Here is a 14586-nt window from a genome sequence, read left to right on the forward strand (position 1 = left end):
ATGACTTGCACGAACACCCCCTCTGCACACGGGATCAATTGATGACTTCAATACGCACGGACAAGGTGGCCACTTATGGCGCCGCATTGCGCGCCCTGAACGAGCAGGATCGGCTGCGGCGCCTCGCGCCCCGCTCCGGCATCGATTTTGGATCGAACGACTATCTCGCGCTGGCGAGCGCGCCGCGCATGAAGAAGGCTGTGGCGGCGGCGCTGGAAGCCGGCAGTCCGATCGGGGCCGGTGGGTCAAGGCTTCTGCGCGGCAACTGCGACGAGCACGAACGGCTCGAAGCAGAGGCCGCACGCTTTTTCGGAGCGGAGACGGCGCTGTTTTTCAGCGGCGGATATGTCGCAAATTTCGCCCTCCTGACGACGCTGCCGCAACGGGGCGATCTGCTGGTTCTCGATTCTCTCGTGCACGCGAGTATTCACGAAGGCGCACGGGCCGGACGAGCCGAATTTCGCGAAAGCGTTCACAACGATCCGACGTCGGTCGAAAACACAATCCGCGACTGGCGCGCGAAGGGCGGAACGGGCCGCGTCTGGATCGTAGCCGAAAGCCTGTACAGCATGGACGGCGATTTCGCACCGCTCAAGGAGCTTGTCGCAATAGCCGACAGGCATGATGCGTTCCTGATGGTGGATGAAGCTCATGCCACAGGCGTCTACGGCGAGCAGGGACGAGGGCTCACCGCGACCTATGAGGGGCGCGAAAATCTCCTGGTCGTTCATACCTGCGGCAAGGCGCTCGGCGCTGCCGGCGCGCTCGTCACTGCGTCCACCGTGCTGCGCGACTTCATGGTCAATCGCTGCCGTCCGTTCATCTTCGCCACCGCGCCCTCACCATTGATGGCGGTTGCCGTGCAGGAGGCGCTCCTGATCCTGCAGGAGGAGCCCGAGCGGCAGCAACGCCTGGCCAATCTGGTCGCATTCGCACATCGTGAGATCGACCTGCGCGGCCGCTCAAGTCCCTCGAATTCACAGATTGTTCCTTACATTGTCGGCGACAATGCGCGTGCCATGCGGCTCGCCTCTGCGCTGCAGGCTCGCGGTTTTGACATCCGTGGGATACGGCCGCCGACCGTGCCGGCAGGGACGGCACGGTTGCGAATTTCGCTGACGCTTAACGTCAGCGAAGATGATGTATGCGACATGCTTGATGCGTTAGTCGAAGAGACTTGGGGCGATCCGCGATGAGTAAGCGCATCGTGGTGACTGGCACAGATACCGGCATTGGCAAGACCGTCTTTTGCGCCGGCCTCGCCAATCTCCTCGGCGCGAACTATTGGAAACCGATCCAAGCCGGTCTCGAAGGAGAGACCGATACAGAGCTCGTCGCGCGGCTTGGCGGTCTCTCCGTCGATCGTATCGTGCCGGAGCTTTACCGCCTTCGAACGCCTGCTTCGCCGCATCATTCCGCCGAAATTGACGGAGTTCGCATCGACGCGGATTCGCTTCGATCGCCAGACACGGGGGAGCGGCCACTCGTGATCGAGGGAGCCGGCGGGCTGATGGTGCCGCTGATTGGCAACACTCTCTATATTGACGTCTTCGAGCGATGGCGGCTTCCCATCGTGCTTTGCGCGAGGACAGCATTGGGTACAATCAATCACTCGCTGCTGTCGATAGAGGCCCTGCGAAAGCGCCAGATCGACGTTCTTGGGATTGCATTCATTGGCGAAAGAAATTCCGAGACTGAGAGCGCAATTTGCGAGATCGGGCGGGTGCGTTGGTTGGGGCGATTGCCGTGGCTTTCTCCTCTCACGCCAGGAACGCTGCAAGCCGCATTCAAAACCGCCTTCCATGCTGATGATTTCAAACCATGATGCCAAAGAGACAGTCGCCAATCTGGCATCCATTCACGCAGCACGCTCTTCAGGACCAGATGACAAGGATTGTGCGTGGTGATGGTGCCTATCTCCATACCGCGGATGGTCGTCGTATCATAGATGCAATCTCATCCTGGTGGGTCGTGACGCATGGTCATTGCCATCCACATATTGTGAGCGCCATTCAGGAACAGGCAGGCAAGCTCAACCAGATCATCTTTGCCGGCTACACCCACGAGCCGGCCGAGGAGGTTGCGGCGCTACTCTTGAAACTCGCACCCCGTGGCCTCGATTATGTCTTCTTCTCCGACAGCGGCTCAGCCAGCGTGGAAGTGGCCTTAAAAATGGCACTCGGCTATTGGCATAATATCGGCAGGCAGCGAATACGCATTGTCGTGATGCAGCACTCCTATCACGGCGACACGATTGGGGCGATGTCTGTCGGTGCCCGAGGCGTGTTAAACGCGGCGTACGGGCCCCTGCTGTTCGATGTTACGTCAATCCCGTTCCCTGCGAAAGGCCTTGAGCAGGCGACGCTCGATGCGCTCGAGTCTGCATGTCGAAACGAAATTCCAGCCGCATTTATTGTGGAGCCTCTCATATTGGGGGCGGGCGGGATGCTGATGTACCCAACCTGGGTGCTCAGAGAGATGAAGCGGATCTGCGAGGCCTCGGACGTGCTGTTCATTGCCGACGAGGTCATGACGGGCTGGGGCCGCACCGGAACGTTATTCGCGTGCGAGCAGGCGGATGTCACGCCCGATATCGTCTGCTATTCCAAAGGCCTCACGGGAGGGGCGCTTCCGCTCGCGGTGACACTCTGCCGCGCGGATATTTTCGACGCGCACTATTCGAAAGACCGTACGCGCACCTTCTTCCACTCTAGTTCTTACACGGCAAACCCGGTCGCGTGCGCGGCTGCAAAGGCGAACCTCAGTCTCTGGCGCAATCAAGAGACTTACGCGCGTTTGGCATCCGTCGCTGCAATGCAGGAGAAGCAAATCGAGCCATTTCGTGCGGACGCACGCTTCAGGAATGTCCGTCGGATGGGTACCATCACGGCACTTGAGCTGAAAGTGCGCGACGAGGGCTACCTCGCGAATATCGGTCCGAAGCTTCAGGCGTTCTTCAACGATCGTCGTCTGCTACTGCGCCCGCTTGGCAATACGATCTACGTTATGCCGCCCTATAGCGTCACGGCGGCGGACCTCAACGAAATCTACGCCGCAATAAACGATGCTGCCGACGCGCTGTGGAGGCCGGAATGGACCGGGCATACGTGAGCGCCTGTCCGCACGACCAAATAGCGGCCACAGGTTCTCGTCTCATGATCGCGCGACCATTGGATGTTTTGATGCGTTGGCCAGCTATTTTGGGGATGTATATTTCTTTTTTCGTCCTCCCTTTGACTGTTTTCTTTCGACTTGCATAGAAGGCGCAGCTCCGAGGATGTGTGGAGACTGAGAGGAACTTTCAGGATGCGAAAAGTACTCGCTGCCAAGCTGCATGGCATCCATGTTACGGAGGCCAATCTTCACTATCATGGGTCAATCACCCTCGATCCGGATCACTGCCATGAAGCCGGCATCCTGCCGATGGAGTTCGTGGAGATTTGGAACAAGAACTCGGGGGCACGCATCTCGACTTATGTCATTTTCGGCGCGCGCGGTTCGCGTTGCTGTGTCCTCAACGGCGCCGCTGCGCGCACCTGCCAGGTTGGCGACCAACTGATCATCTGCAGTTCGTCATACCTGGACGACCGGCGAATTGTAGAATTGAGGCCGAGGATTCTCACTTTCGATCGCAGCAACCAGATTGCTGATCGCCTCACATACTCGGTCACTTCGGACGCAGCGGGTCGCTATGGCTTCGAGATAATCGGCGAGTTGGGCGACATCAAAGCCGTGCCGCTTCGGACTGCAGAATCGAACTGAGGTCGTCGACGGATGGGTATCTAAAATGAGCCACGTTTCGGAGCAGCCGGTTGAGCGCGTTACGATTCCCATCCTGCAGCGGTGGAAGGAGGAGGGGAGGCGCCTCGTCGTGAGCACCGCCTACGACGCGGTTGCGGCACGTATCGCGGATCCCGTGGTCGATATCATCCTCGTCGGTGACAGTGTCGGCAATGTTTGTCTCGGATTTGAAAACACGCTGCCCGTCAGCGTGGCGATGATGAACCATCACCTGGAGGCTGTTGCACGCACCAAGCCTCGTGCTCTGCTCGTCGCCGATATGCCGTTTCTCAGCTTTCACCTCAGCGTCGAGGAAACCATACGCAATGCCGGCGGATTCCTGCAGCGAGGTGCAGCCGCGGTGAAGCTCGAGGGCGGGGACAAACGTATCGAGATGGTACGTGCGTTGGTCGATTGCGAGATTCCGGTGATGGGCCATCTGGGTCTTACCCCACAGAGCATTAATGTCATGGGGGGCTTCAAGGTGCAGGGCCGGAAAGCGGATGCAGCGCTGCGTCTGCTCGATGACGCCCACCGTCTGCAAGAAGCCGGCTGTTTCGCTTTGGTGTTGGAGGGCATTCCGGCTGAGCTTGCTGCTCGTGCCACCTCTTCCTTGACGATACCGACGATTGGAATCGGCGCCGGTCCGGACTGTTCAGGGCAGGTCCTCGTGTTTCACGATGTGCTGGGCCTGACCGAAGGTCATCGGCCAAAGTTCGTTCGCGCCTATGTGGAAGGTTTCCAGTTGTTGCACGATGCGCTTTCGCGCTGGGCGACAGATGTTCGCAGTGGTGCGTTCCCGGGACACCAAGAGTCCTATCGTCTTCCTGAAGGCCTCGGCGAGGCAATCGCCAACTGGGCGCCGTCCAACCTAACCTGATGTAGAGCTCGACATGCAAACAATCACGACGGTCGCTGAGCTTCGCCGCACTCTCGCAAAGGCTGGCAGCGCCGATCAACGGGTCGGATTCGTGCCGACGATGGGCTATCTCCACGATGGCCACCTGGCGCTGATCGTGGCGAGCCGGGCGCAATGCGAGGTCACCGTCGTTAGCATCTTCGTCAACCCCACTCAGTTTGGACCAAACGAGGATCTCAGCACATATCCGCGTGACTTCCTGCGTGATGAGAAACTGTGCCGCGATGCTGGTGTTGCGATCCTGTTTGCGCCGGATGCTCAGGAAGTCTATCCGACTCAATTTGAGACCTTCGTTGAACCCGGCGAACTCGCGAAACCACTGTGCGGAGCGTTCAGGTCTGGACATTTTCGCGGTGTTGCGACCGTAGTCTGCAAGCTGTTCAACATGGTGCAGCCGGACGTCGTGTTTTTTGGACAGAAGGACTTTCAGCAATGCGCGGTCGTGCGTCGGATGGCAATTGACCTCAATCTTCCGATCGAGGTCGCCACCGTACCAACCGTTCGCGAACCGGACGGGCTCGCGATGAGCAGTCGCAACAGGTATCTCAGTGAGGAAGAACGTCGGCGGGCCCTTGCCATCAGTCGTGGACTATTCGCCGCGGCTGATGCGTTTCGCTCAGGAGAGCGCAACGTGGAAAAGCTGATTGCGATCGCCAAGGGGCATTTAGAGGCAGTTGACCGACTGCAGTATCTTGAACTTGTCGACGGTGATACGCTCAAGACTGCTGAGAGTCCGCTTCGGTGCTCCGCGGCGCTCTGTGCGGCAGCTTACGTCGGCTCGACCCGGTTGATCGACAACGTAATATTGGATTTGCCAACTCCGTAGCGCAATTCAAAGCCAAACGACAAAACTGCGCAGCATATTGAGATTTCAGTGGATTGGTGTTTTCGTGGACGAACAATTTTTGAGAGACAGAGCCAAGATCGTTCGGGATCTCGCGGACAAGGCAGACCCCTTCACCAGAAGGAGGCTGCTGGACCTGGCGGAGCAATATGACCGCCGTATTGGCCGACCTTCTCAGGCGACGAAGACGCTGCTGTCCAATCTTCCCGCAGAATAGATTTGGCGACTCGGATCAGGACGCCATTCATCGCTTCGATCGCACTCTGTGGCTTGACACCCGCCACGAATGTTCTCATTATGTTCTTTCGCTAAAACGTCCTCGAAACGTCACGGGGCGAACGATCGGGATGGCAACGACAGCCACCATCCTGCATGCGGACCTGGACGCCTTCTAAGCCTCGGTAGAGCAGCTGCTTGACCCTTCGTTGCGCGGCAAACCAATCGCCGTCGGCGGTGGCGTTGTGCTTGCCGCTTCTTACGAAGCGAAGGCCTTCGGAGCTAGCCAGAAAGTGCGGCTCGCGACAGGGCCGTGAGCGGCAATTGCCCCGCTTCCGCTTGGACACCGTGCAGAAACGGATTTGGGACGCCTCGATCGAATCGGCCGCACTGTCATTTGGCGTCCGCGCCGATCAGCGCTTGCTGCACTTCTTCGGTCTGCTTTTTGTGTGAGGTCACACTATAGCATTCACCCGCGACCCAGGCGGAAATGAGCTGATACTTCGGATTCGATTGTATCTTGACCGCTTCATACCGCCTGGATTCGACGTGCGCCATGCCGACGCGGACCCCTGCGCGATTGCCGGTCGCCCGCTTCTCGAAGGCCGCCAGCAAGCATCCTATGGATAGGCCTTTGCTCGACAAGGGCGACAAGACAAATTTTGCGCCGCCCGCGAGCTTGAGGCTGTCCTCGTAGCGTGCCATCGTCTGCATCAGCGAGCGATAGAGTTGGAACGGATTCCATTCGGTCGCCCGCAAGATGTCGCGGATATCGACATCGTAGCGATCGAACAGGAATTCTCCCAAGGCATTAATGATGTTGTCGCCGCGGCGAGCATCTGCGGACTGAATGGGTAGTACCGGGCAGATCTCATCGGGATTGGTGCGCTCACCGATGCGAGTGAGCTGCTCGAGCACGTCCTCCGCCAGCACCGGAAACCAGACGACCGGCCAGCCCAAAGAAGCTTCTTCGTCGAGCCGGATTGCCAGGCTCTGGATAGGTGCGAGATCTGTGTCGATCTCAAACTTGGCAATGGCGCTGTCAATCGCTGCTGATTCCGCATAAACGACATGGAGATTGATTGTTGAGCCAAGTGGCGTTTCGGAGGCCGGCTTCACGAGGTGGGTGAGCAGCGTATTGAGCAGAGTGAGATAAACCAGGCGAGGGAGTGCGCTGATATCGACAACGATGTCGGTGTAGTCCGAAATCCAGGTCTCAAAATCCGCAAACAGAACAGCTGCACTTCGTGAAACGTCTCTAATTCCGTCCGCGTCTGTCGTAACCAGATGTCTGACCTCAAGTCGATCGGCAGGAAACAACGCTTTCAAGCCGGTCAGGTTCTTGCTGCCGAGTTTGGACGCAGCAGCGTCCGTGCCATATCCCTCAGACATGTCGATTGCCAGACACTTGCGCGTAGCGTCAGGAGCGCAGGTAATGATCTCTTTCGCGGGGCCCATCACACGTGGATCGAATCCGGCTCCGACGATGAACAGCAGCCTCCGCTCACCGTTCTCCAGATGCTTGCGCCAAAACGCGCTGAACTGCTCGGCTCGATATAGGTTGTAGGGGTCCCACCACATATCGTCAGACCAATGTTATCTTTTCATTCGCCCGCGGAACCACCCCGCGCGACCAATCCTGAAGGCGGCGAAGCGAGACGCGTTGCCAACCGCCAACGTGATAGACAAGATCAAATTGCGCGCAAAATAGCCGGTTTAGATACAGGACGACCCACGTCTTGTTGTCTTGCTTGTGATTGTCTCGCACTTCAAACAGATTTTGCGCCACGCAAGAGCTGATTGTGGAGGCGAGTTCGAAATACGGGTTGCCAGGACCGTCGCGCCCAGCTTGCACCAGCGCCTCGCGATCCTGCGTGGAAAGGGCAATGCCCGTGACGCCCGGTGCATAGGGCGCGTTGGGCTCGTAGGTCTTCTCACGGCACATGAGGCCGATTGCTTCGATGAGTCTTTGCGCCTGGGGGCCCAGCGCGAACAGGCGGGGCAGCTCTTTGAACCTCTTCTCGGCAAGTTTGGTCAGGGCGTCGTTCTGGAGTTTTGCGCTGACCGATACCGGGCCACTGCCGCGGGAGCGCGTGATTTTTTGCGCATAAATATGGTCATACAGGACCGCGCAGATCTGGAGAAACTCCTCGACGTTATAGGAGCTGAGGCGCACCACGCGTTCTATTCCGTAGAAATAGGGTACGTCGAGCTTGTTGCAGACAAACCTCTCTGCAGCGGCCGGCACGCCGGAGCCTGTTCGAGCTTCCAGATCGTCGTCAGAGAGAGGCGCCAAATCCAGGGACGCTTGAACCTTCTGCTTCTCACGCGTGATGAGAATGCCTATTCGGGTCCATTCGATGGCCTTATCGAAAGGCTCTGCCGCCGCGGAAGCCGCGCTTGCGATCCACTCGTCAAAGAGCCCGCTACCACTGGCCAGGGCGCGAACCCTCCGTTCTATCTCTGGCAAGGCTTTTGCGATTTTGTCTTGAGTCGCGTAGTCCGTGACGGTGTTTGAAAGATAGTCGCCGAAGCTTTCCAGATCGGTGCGCATCTGCGCCATGCGGCGATTTGCAATCGACGTCACAAAGTTCAGGTACTGCTTGGGTTTTGCGGTGCTCCAAGCCTGCTCCATGCGCACTTCTTCGTAGTCGCGCCGCGGGATCGCGCCTGTCAGAAGCTCGGAAGGATTGATCACATAGGTTCGTTCGGCAAACCAGACGGAAGCACCCTGCCGGTGGTCAAGTAGTTCGCTGTACAGCAGCGTTCTTTGCCACGGCCGGAGCCGGTGGACGTCGTCGAACATAACGATTGGCTTTGCCGCTACGGCCCTGCCATGAATGACGAACGACACCTGCGACAGCCACAGCACAGCATCGAACTGCAAGTGGAGAGGCAGGTCGACGGATGTGTTCCCGATGGCGTCGAGTTGAGCGAAGCAGCGAGATTCGACGTCCTCGGCCCATGCGCGCAGGACGCTGAGGTCGGCGGTTCGCGGAATAGGTCCCCCGTCGAACAACGAGGCCGCGTACTCGCAGGTGATCGTGCCCAAGCCGTTGGGATACTCGAGATCATGGAGCGTGCACAGCGCTCGCAGCGTCCGGAGGATGACGCGAGCATTCACCAAAGCGCGAAAAAGCGCGCGCGACGTCCGTTCTTCGAGTTGAGGGCCGATTTCGGCGTATCCACTGGCGCAGGGAACGAGGATTCCGAACGCGAGCGCCGTCGCCTCGTCGACCACACCGAGCTGGGCCAGGCTTCGATGAATTTCGTCGTGCGGTGAGAGATGTCGATTACGAATGACCTGAATCAGAGGACCCGGAGTGAATATCCGCAAAAGCGATGTTTTGCCCCCGCCAGGGGCGCTCCGCAGCACCAGCGCACTTGTGGCGAACAGATCCTGAGGGAGGATGCTCAGCACTTCGGGCGCGAAGTATCGCGAGAAAATCTCGTCCGGCGAGGATGTCTCGGAGGTCCGGATGGCAAAAGCGTTCCGAGCCACTATAAGGCCTCGCGATGACGCACGATGCGCGGGAAGAGGCCACGAGCACTACCGACTTCGAGAGGATCGGCCCAGAGGAGATAAATGCTGTTGTTGGGACAATTATGCGCAAGGACCAAAGGCAAGGCACAAGCTGCAAACCCGCGCTTGATGGTGTCTGTTCCGCCTTTCGCCTCATGCTCGTCGAGCGGGCGCGTTCGATAGTAAGTGTCGGAATCGACCAGTGCAAGAAACTCCTTGTCGCGGGGCGAGGCAAGCGCCATGTCTGGAGCAAGCTCGTAGACCGCGGTTATGCTAGGTACCGGAACCGATTGCTCCTCGCAGTAGAGGGCTAACTGGCTGCCGATGTAATCGACGGCTGCCTTGGTCGCCACATAGAGAACGATTTGCATCTTGATCGTTGAGTATTCGATCAGACAGGAGGCGTCTTCGCCGGGCTGAAATTGCTTCAATGCCTTGACCAGCTTGCCCTTCCACTGATCTTTTTCTTTACGGATGTAGGAAATTCCGCTCGCTGAAAAGTCGTCGATCAGGACAATCCGAGCAAACTGTGCATTCGCGTCGCCAAGAGATGATTGCAAATCCTTGAGCATACCCGCTGATTTCGGCTTGCCGATCTCGTAAGCCTGCCAGACTTGCTCATTGTCCAGGGAAGCTGCTCGCCGAAAGATATCCATCCTCGAGCCATCGCTTAGCCCCAGGAAAAGCGTCTGACGAAGCGAGCGTTTATAGTCTGGATGACGGATCACTTCAGTAATGCAGTGGGGGGCGATTCCGATGGAGGCTGCTACGTCGGTGATCAATGAGGGCCGGATAACGTCGGGGAAACTGGACTCGACGAGATGACGCATGTCCGCTGCGGAAACGAAGACGACGCGATCACGCACGAAGGCGTAAGCGGTTTCACGCTCGGTCGTCGTTCTGAACTGCTGCAACCAAAGGCAAAGAGCCTCGAGAAATTTTTGACCTGGACCGAATTGCTGATATTCGTCGTACTTGAAGCGGGCCATCCGATCCAATCGCGGAAGTTCCTGAGCGAGCCGATTCCCATCCCACTCCATGACCAGAGCGAGCAGGCCCTTCGCAAGTTCTTCCTTCATTCCTCCTCCGGGATGATGCCCTCACGCGACGCAAGCGGGGCAGGCGAGACTTTCGGCTTCGACCGTCGCTTTGGCGGATGTCGGGAGAGCAGGGGTGCCGCCCTCGAGCAACTTTGCGATCTGCTTCTGAAACGCGTTTCTGGTCGAGGCGTACATGCCGCCTCGAGCTCCCTCGAAACCACAGTTCCAGGCAGCGAGCGCCTGACCGTAGTGAAGCGCCTGCGTCAGTTGGGCAGCCTTCAATTTTGACAAGCCCTCAGGTTGCAGTCTGAATATCTCGGTGAGAAAGCCGGCGCTGAACCAATCTCCGGAGCCGCAGGTATCGACCAGCCGAGGGGCATTTATGGCCGGAATGCTGAGCCAGTTGCTTCGCTTGCTGCCAAGCTTATGCCGGTAGCGAAGTCCACGGTTGCCCATGGTCTGAATCTCGATCGCTGTTGCCGCGCGCTCGGTCCATGCCCTCTCGATTTCCGAAAGACGCGCATCCGCGTATTTCAAGATGTGAGCAAGTTCGATCGCCTCCCGGAGCAGTCGCGGTTCGGCAACGCCCGATGGCTCGTACATGATCAGGGCGCCATTCTTGGCAGCCAGAGCGGCCAGGTCGAGAATGCCTCTCGACAAGCGATCCATGAAGAAAACCTTTGCCGACGCAAGGTGAGGCGCAATCGAATCCACTACGGTACGGGTGATCGGCTGGAAGCTGGGTAGTCGCTTGCCGCAACGAGGGCAGGCCCAGGAAAACGAATGGGTGGGGGTGCCGTCGCGCTTGCGGCGGATCTGCTGCACGATGATCGGGGTGTGAGCACTGGGGGTGCAGCGAGCATGATCAAGATGCACGCCCCATCGGCTCATGTCGGCCTGTAAGACCTGGGAGGCGGCATCGTTGCCAAGTCGCGCAACCGGATAGGACTCCCATCCCAGATAGGCGAGCACGGTGAGCACATTGCCGCACGTCCCGCCAGCATGAGCCTGAAATGACGAAGACGAATCAGCACTGACGATGAGATCGAGCGCAATCAAGCCGGATCCGAACGCGGTAGGGCGTTTGCTTCCGGCCTGTTTCGTACCGCGCGCCTTCATCGACCTGATAGTCGGCGCTGGCTCGGCATCGCGCTGGGATCTGACGGGCATCTACTCTGCTCCCTTCAGGGGCGAATTGGACAGCTAAGTTACAACTTATGTGTGCATCGAGCGACCCGATTGTCGATTTTTCGGATCATTCCCACAGGAAACGACCGTCGCGCGGACGCAGCCTCCTCAGGTATTCGAGCAGAACCGACGGCCCCCGGGATCCTTCGGAGCCCAGGTGCCAACACGTCGCAGGGTCGAGATTGACCTCGTCAACGCTCAGCGAAAGGGGTTCGGCCAGCAATTCGTGATCGTTACCCGGCCAGCGTCCCCTATCGCCCACGCATAGTATGGCGCCGTTCCCAACCCGGTTTCGCATTGCATCGACGACGGCTCCCTTGGCGCGCTTGGCGTCGATAATGTCGATCGAATGACTGGATCGCACGACGCGAACTCCGCTGGCCCCCTCCGACAGAATTGCCTGCTGCGCGAGCAGCCACAGATGATCTTCTCGCAACGAATGCTTGGGCTCCAAGGTGATCTGGTGCGCGCGATCCGTCTGCTCCGCACAGAGAGAGACCTCCGGTTGGGCTCGCAGACGAGCGGCAACCGCGGCCAGAGCCTCTGTCGGCCGGGTCGTATCGTTCGGTGAACCATCCTCGCTCAAGGGGGCGATCTCGAGACCGTTGTAGTAGCCGATCGTCACCCTGGACCACACTGGCTTCGGCAGGACTTCGCGCAAAGACAGGCGCACCGATTTTCCGCGTCCCGTCGCGATGGCCAAGACCAAGCCATCTTCGATGAGGCGGACAACGATCTGCACAAGGTCTTTCTCAGGCGGCAGAGTGCGCGCGCGCGCGTCTACGATTGTGCCATCATAGTCGAGCACGGCGCCGGCAAACGATGCTGCATGCAGTCGTTCGTTAAAGTCGTTGTACGCGCTCTGCCAGAACGTAAGCTGCCCGCGTTCGACAAGCTGGGCATGCGATGCGAAGGCCTTTCGTTCGATCGCGGCAATCTCCGCGTCACGACGCGATTTTGCGGACTTCTTGAGCGGGAGACCGTAAAGCTTTCGTCCGAATTCAGGGACGCCCGGCCGGCCGGGATCTATGCCTCGGGCCTCGCCCGCCCATCCCGTCAGCAGCAGTGACGCTGCGAGGGCGCCAAGGGAGGCCGCTTCCGGTGGGCCAGGCAATCGGAGGCGAGAGACCGGGATATCATCGGGTATCAGGGCGAGTGTCCGTTCCGCGAGCGGTTCGTCATCGCCGATGAGTGCAATGATCGCGCTCTCTCTTCCACGCTTAGCCAACCAGTGATGACGTCCGTGCGCAAAGTTTCGCCAATCAGCGTAATGAAGGTTCCCGATTGCTGCTTCGGTGAATTTTGATTCCAGATCTATCGCACCAACTCGGGCATTCGGACTGTGCAGCACGACCGTTGTCGACCGCCCCCACAAGTGTTCGGTGGAGTTGCGCCACATCGTTTGATTTTCTACTGAGAGCAGGCGAGACATTTGCTGCTCAATGGCGTCCCAGTCGGCACTTGCTTGGGTCGCTGCCAGATAGGCCCGCAAGATCAGGGCGCAAAAGCCGAAGAGGGAATTGGTCGCCAGAAAGCCATCCTTGCCAGCTGGCAGCTCGTAGAGCAGCAGATCGCAGTAGGAGTGCTGCTGCGCTGTATCCGACAATCGGCTTTGCGCGCGTCCGCACAGGACAGCAAGCTGGCGAGGTTCGCGCGCCACCGCGTCGTCGAAAGCACCATTGATATCGACGTTGCTTCCACCAGCGCTCAAGAGCCAAATCGCGGCTGAACGTGGCGCAGGCGCGTTAAGCAACTCGGAAGGGGTCGCCGTCTGTCCAAGCTGGCCGGATAAACTTTGGTGGACCTGAGCGAGGAAGTGCGCGGCGCTGAGTGAGCCGCCCGAGCCGACGGCCACCAGGGGGCCGAGCGCGGCCGTTCGCACTGCGCGAGCCAAATCGTCGATCGATGCCGATCCGGCCCACGCCAGCGTTTCGGTAAGTTTTTCAATCTCTTGCGCGTACGGACGAGCCACTTTCTCGCTTACCTTACAGATGAGGTCTACGTCCTTATCATACATAGAACAAATAGGGAACAATTACATTGCGGCGTAGTTGTCGCCGCTTTCAACAATCCGCCAATGGCTAGCGACGTGGGCGGCAAGTTGGGTTGTTGTAGGCACGAGCAAGCTGCCATCGGAGGGCTTCGGGGCTCGTTCAGACGGCGCAGAACTACGCTTTGGCGGCCCTGCGACGCTTGATTGGCGTTACATCGACTGCTTTCAGGTCGTCGTCCTGCGACGGCGTCGCCGACGCTTGGGAGCCGAGGAGGGGCGATATCTTATGTCCCGCTTCTCGCTGACGCGCGCAGCTGGACCATATCGAAGTCGTCAAGCAGCACCTGGCCCTCTATTACAGCAGCTGGCCGGAGTGGCCTGCGCGCATGACGCGCATCGCCAGCCGCGCACCCGAGCTCGATATATTCGGGCAAAGGCTGATCGAGCGTGAGGCGGGGTGTTGGATCATCACCGCGGAGGGCAGGCAGCTTCTTCAGACCCTCGAGCAACTGGATCGGGATGGTGCGCGAGGCCGAGCTGAGCCGAAGACCGGGCAGCGGCCCGAAGGCGAGAGGACGCCTTTGGTGACTGCGCCGCCGCGCGCGATCGCGCGCAGGAACCGTCTCCGCCGCAAGAGATTGAGCCCGCGTAAAGGGCGCCTAGCATAGACGTGAGAGCCGGGGCGGCGCTCTTCGATAGACCGCGCGAGTTCATTTTGGAGATATTGCAGTGGCAATCGGTACCGTGAAGTGGTTCAACGCGACCAAAGGATGGAGGAGCCGACGTCTTCGTGCACATCAGTGCCGTCGAGAAGGCCGGCTACACCGGCCTCGCGGAAGGCGCCCGGGTCAGCTACGAGGTGAAAGCCGGACGTTCAGGCAAGATGAGCGCGGAAAACCTGCGCATTGGCTGACCAAGCGCCGGGGACCGAGCCAGGCCCCGAGGCATTCTGACCTGGCTTCTCGTTCAGCCACCAAGCATCCCCACGGCCTCAGCCTATCCCCGGTGTAGCTGAGGCCGTTTTCTTGCCCGGCGAAGTGACCGGTCCGGCGCTAGCCCAATAGCCGAAACAATCACAAATTG

General features: G+C 59.1%; 12 protein-coding genes and 2 pseudogenes. 9 read left to right on the top strand and 5 right to left on the bottom strand.

What is annotated here, in order from left to right; all coding sequences use genetic code 11:
- Positions 1-41: 41 nt before the first annotated feature.
- The 8 genes and pseudogenes from M2427_RS38030 to M2427_RS38065 all read left to right on the top strand — a co-directional run bounded on the left by M2427_RS38030 (position 42) and on the right by M2427_RS38065 (position 6076).
- Complete coding sequence (locus M2427_RS38030; RefSeq protein WP_280711942.1) at positions 42-1196, top strand: 8-amino-7-oxononanoate synthase; 1155 nt, start codon at positions 42-44, stop codon at positions 1194-1196.
- The gene (gene bioD, locus M2427_RS38035; RefSeq protein WP_280711943.1) at positions 1193-1825 is read left to right on the top strand and encodes a dethiobiotin synthase; all 633 of its coding nucleotides are present in this window, start codon (positions 1193-1195) and stop codon (positions 1823-1825) included. Before M2427_RS38030 ends, bioD begins: the two co-directional genes overlap by 4 nt.
- Positions 1822-3111 (top strand): adenosylmethionine--8-amino-7-oxononanoate transaminase, encoded by a 1290-nt coding sequence (locus M2427_RS38040; RefSeq protein WP_280711944.1) that lies wholly within the window; start codon positions 1822-1824, stop codon positions 3109-3111. Before bioD ends, M2427_RS38040 begins: the two co-directional genes overlap by 4 nt.
- A gap of 195 nt (positions 3112-3306) precedes the next feature.
- Positions 3307-3762, top strand: a complete 456-nt coding sequence (gene panD / locus M2427_RS38045) for an aspartate 1-decarboxylase (RefSeq protein ID WP_280711945.1) — start codon at positions 3307-3309, stop codon at positions 3760-3762.
- A 25-nt stretch (positions 3763-3787) separates the two neighbouring features.
- Positions 3788-4660, top strand: coding sequence for a 3-methyl-2-oxobutanoate hydroxymethyltransferase (gene panB / locus M2427_RS38050; protein WP_280711946.1), 873 nt, complete (start codon positions 3788-3790; stop codon positions 4658-4660).
- A gap of 13 nt (positions 4661-4673) precedes the next feature.
- The gene (panC, locus tag M2427_RS38055; protein ID WP_280711947.1) at positions 4674-5525 is read left to right on the top strand and encodes a pantoate--beta-alanine ligase; all 852 of its coding nucleotides are present in this window, start codon (positions 4674-4676) and stop codon (positions 5523-5525) included.
- Between the two features lie 64 nt (positions 5526-5589).
- Positions 5590-5760: a hypothetical protein gene (locus tag M2427_RS38060; RefSeq protein WP_280711948.1), complete on the top strand. Its 171-nt coding sequence runs from the start codon at positions 5590-5592 to the stop codon at positions 5758-5760.
- A 130-nt stretch (positions 5761-5890) separates the two neighbouring features.
- Positions 5891-6076, top strand: a pseudogene (locus M2427_RS38065) (hypothetical protein).
- Positions 6077-6152: 76 nt separating this feature from the next.
- Here M2427_RS38065 and M2427_RS38070 read toward each other — a convergent pair.
- From M2427_RS38070 to M2427_RS38090, 5 genes are all read right to left on the bottom strand, one after another.
- Positions 6153-7340 (bottom strand): hypothetical protein, encoded by a 1188-nt coding sequence (locus M2427_RS38070; RefSeq protein WP_280711949.1) that lies wholly within the window; start codon positions 7338-7340, stop codon positions 6153-6155.
- A 4-nt stretch (positions 7341-7344) separates the two neighbouring features.
- Positions 7345-9261 (bottom strand): hypothetical protein, encoded by a 1917-nt coding sequence (locus M2427_RS38075; protein WP_280711950.1) that lies wholly within the window; start codon positions 9259-9261, stop codon positions 7345-7347.
- Positions 9261-10361 (bottom strand): hypothetical protein, encoded by a 1101-nt coding sequence (locus tag M2427_RS38080; RefSeq protein ID WP_280711951.1) that lies wholly within the window; start codon positions 10359-10361, stop codon positions 9261-9263. Before M2427_RS38080 ends, M2427_RS38075 begins: the two co-directional genes overlap by 1 nt.
- A gap of 21 nt (positions 10362-10382) precedes the next feature.
- Positions 10383-11492, bottom strand: a complete 1110-nt coding sequence (locus M2427_RS38085) for a PfkB family carbohydrate kinase (RefSeq protein WP_280711952.1) — start codon at positions 11490-11492, stop codon at positions 10383-10385.
- An 85-nt stretch (positions 11493-11577) separates the two neighbouring features.
- Complete coding sequence (locus M2427_RS38090; RefSeq protein ID WP_280711953.1) at positions 11578-13527, bottom strand: sucrose-6-phosphate hydrolase; 1950 nt, start codon at positions 13525-13527, stop codon at positions 11578-11580.
- Positions 13528-14232: 705 nt separating this feature from the next.
- On the opposite strand from M2427_RS38090, the pseudogene M2427_RS38095 reads away from it, so the two are divergent.
- A pseudogene (locus tag M2427_RS38095) lies at positions 14233-14416 on the top strand (cold-shock protein).
- The last annotated feature ends 170 nt before the right edge of the window (positions 14417-14586 follow it).

Source organism: Bradyrhizobium sp. BR13661 (assembly GCF_029892425.1).
Taxonomy (GTDB): domain Bacteria; phylum Pseudomonadota; class Alphaproteobacteria; order Rhizobiales; family Xanthobacteraceae; genus Bradyrhizobium.